The organism is Stenotrophomonas sp. NPDC078853, assembly GCF_044901215.1.
GTDB lineage: Bacteria > Pseudomonadota > Gammaproteobacteria > Xanthomonadales > Xanthomonadaceae > Stenotrophomonas > Stenotrophomonas lacuserhaii.
Genome location: NZ_JBJDOQ010000020.1, coordinates 1 through 2,909, shown reverse-complemented (window position 1 = coordinate 2,909; position 2,909 = coordinate 1). Strand labels below are relative to the sequence as shown.

Below are 2,909 nucleotides of genomic sequence, written 5' to 3'. Positions count from 1 at the left end.
CCCGCGGGCCCCCGCAACGGCCCCCGCCCGCACCCCCCGCCCGCCCACACGCCGTTGACGCCGGTGTGGCAATGCGCGTCCACTTCGATCTGGCCACGCTCGTTGATCTTGACGCCGGTGCCTTCGGCCAGCAGGCCCTTGGTCGCGGCGCGACGGCCGACGGCCACCAGCAGCTTGTCCACGACCAGCGACTTCTCGCCTTCGCCGTCGGTGTAGGTCAGCGCGACTTCGGCCTTCTTGCCCTTGCCGGTGACTTCGGCCTTGGACACCTTGGCGCCCAGCTTGATGTCCAGGCCCTGCTTCTTGAACTCCTTCAGCGCGACCTTGCCCACTTCGGCATCGGCGGCGGCCAGGAAGTCCGGCAGTGCTTCCAGGATGGTGACTTCGGCGCCGAGGCGCTTCCACACGCTGCCCAGTTCCAGGCCGATGACGCCGGCGCCGATCACGGCCAGGCGCTTGGGAACTTCGGTGAAGTCCAGGCCGCCGACGTTGTCGACGATGGTCTCACCGTCGAACCTGGCGAACGGCAGTTCGATCGAATCCGAACCGGCGGCGATGATCACGTTGGTGCCCTTCAGCTCGACGATCGAACCATCGTGCTGGGTCACCTTGACCACGTTGTCCTTCTGCAGTTCGCCGAAGCCGTAATACGCAGCCACCTTGTTCGCCTTGAACAGCATGGCGATGCCGCCGGTGAACTGCTTGACGATCTTGTCCTTGCGGCCAACCATCGCTTCGACGTCCATCTTGGCGTCCTTGAAGCTGATGCCGTGGTCGCCGAAGATGTGGCCCATGTTCCAGTACTGGCGCGAGGAATCCAGCAGCGCCTTGGACGGGATGCAGCCCACGCGCAGGCAGGTGCCGCCGAGGGCGGGCTTGCCGTCCTTGCCCAGCGCGGCGTCGATGCAGGCCGTCTTCAGGCCCAGCTGCGCGGCACGGATGGCGGCGTGGTAGCCGGCCGGGCCGGCACCGATGACGACGACGTCGAATTGTTCAGCCATTTGAAAGTCCTTGATGCATTCCTCGACCCGTGCGAGCGGGCCGGTGGCGCAGTGCGCCGGGAGGCGGGCAGGGCCGTTGGCCGTGCCCCGGAACGACAGACCCCTCCCGCAGGCGGGAGGGGTCGGCGGGTCTTACAGGCCGAACAGCATGCGGCCCGGGTTTTCCAGCTGGTTCTTGATGTCCACCAGGAACTGCACCGAATCCTTGCCGTCGATGATGCGGTGGTCGTAGGACAGCGCCAGGTACATCATCGGCGCGATCACGACCTGGCCGTTCTCGGCGATCGGACGTTCCTTGATCGCGTGCATGCCCAGGATGGCGCTCTGCGGCGGGTTGATGATCGGGGTGGAAAGCAGTGAACCGAAGGTGCCGCCGTTGGTCACGGTGAAGGTGCCGCCCTGCAGGTCGTCCAGGCCCAGCTTGCCGTCACGCGCCTTCTTGGCGTAGTCGGCGATGCCCTTTTCGATGTCGGCGAACGACTGGCGTTCGACGTTGCGCAGCACCGGCGTCACCAGGCCCTTGTCGGTGGACACGGCGATGGAGATGTCCGAGTAGCCGTGATAGATCACGTCGCTGCCGTCGACCGAGGCATTGACCAGCGGGAAGCGCTGCAGCGCGTTGGCAGCGGCCTTGACGAAGAAGCTCATGAAGCCGAGCTTGATGCCGTGGGCCTTCTGGAACTCTTCCTGCAGCTCCTTGCGCGCAGCCGACACCTTGGCGAGGTTGACCTCGTTGAAGGTGGTCAGCATCGCGGTGCTGTTCTTGGACTCCATCAGGCGGTCGGCGATGCGCTTGCGCATGCGGGTCATCGGCACGCGCTCTTCCGGACGCGCACCACCGGCCTTGCCGGCGCCGCCGTTGCGGGCGTAGTTGACGATGTCTTCCTTGGTCACCGCGCCGCGACGGCCGGTGCCGTCCACGTCGGCCGGGTTCACGCCTTCGGTGATCGCCGAGAAGCGGGCGCCCGGGGGCAGCGAATCGGCAGCCGACTTCGATGCGGCCGGGGCAGCCGCAGCGGCCTTCGGTGCCTCGGTGGCCTGCGCCGGGGCGGCTTCAGCCTTCTTCTCTTCAGCGGCCGGGGCCGGTGCAGCAGCTTCAGCCACCGCGCCTTCCTCGATGATCGCCAGCACCTGGGCGCTGGTGACCGTGTCGCCTTCCTGGAACTTGATTTCCTTCAGCACGCCGTCGACGGTCGACGGGACTTCCAGAACGACCTTGTCGGTCTCCAGGTCGACCAGATTCTCGTCACGCTTGACGGCGTCGCCGACCTTCTTGTGCCAGGTGGCGATGGTGCCGTCGGAGACGGATTCGGGCAAAACCGGGACTTTGACTTCGGTGGCCATGCGGGAGCTTCCTGGGTTCGTATTTCTGGAATAGGGGAGGGTTATTCGGCGACCGAGTCGTCGAACGGGTTGACCAGGGCATCGGCGACCAGCTTCTGCTGCTCGATGACATGGTCAGCCATGTGGCCGGCGGCCGGCGATGCCGAGCGCGCGCGACCCGCGTAATGGAGGTTCTGGCCATAGGCGACGCAGAACTGCAGGTGGTGGCGGATCTGGTACCACGCGCCCTGGTTCTGCGGCTCTTCCTGTGTCCACACCACGTCGGTGGCCTTGCCGTACTTCTTCAGTTCGGCAGCCAGCAGCGCGCGCGGGAACGGATACAGCTGCTCCACGCGGATGATCGCCACGTCTTCCTGGCCACGCTTGGTCTGGTCTTCCAGCAGGTCGTAGTAGACCTTGCCCGAGCACAGCACCACGCGCTTGACCTTCTTCGGGTCGGCCTTGGCGTCACCGATCAGGTGCTGGAACTCGCCATTGGCCAGCTCTTCCAGCGTCGACACGGCCAGCTTGTGGCGCAGCAGCGACTTCGGCGACATCACCACCAGCGGCTTGCGGGTGGTCAGG

Annotated in this window: 2 protein-coding genes and 1 pseudogene; all 3 read right to left on the bottom strand. The window is 65.9% G+C overall.

The window, feature by feature from the left end:
* Positions 1 to 1,001, bottom strand: a 1,001-nt coding sequence (locus ACI2JH_RS16895) for an FAD-dependent oxidoreductase (RefSeq protein WP_404736771.1), incomplete at its 3' end; no start/stop codon positions are given.
* Positions 1,002 to 1,133: 132 nt separating this feature from the next.
* The gene (sucB, locus tag ACI2JH_RS16890) at positions 1,134 to 2,345 is read right to left on the bottom strand and encodes a dihydrolipoyllysine-residue succinyltransferase (protein ID WP_182656755.1); all 1,212 of its coding nucleotides are present in this window, start codon (positions 2,343 to 2,345) and stop codon (positions 1,134 to 1,136) included.
* A gap of 41 nt (positions 2,346 to 2,386) precedes the next feature.
* Positions 2,387 to 2,909, bottom strand: a pseudogene (gene sucA, locus ACI2JH_RS16885) (2-oxoglutarate dehydrogenase E1 component); the annotation flags it as partial.

What these genes read in the sequence shown, in the direction of transcription:
- sucB (WP_182656755.1), bottom strand. Translation starts at nt 2,345, where the DNA reads ATGGCCACCGAAGTCAAAGTCCCGGTTTTGCCCGAATCCGTCTCCGAC.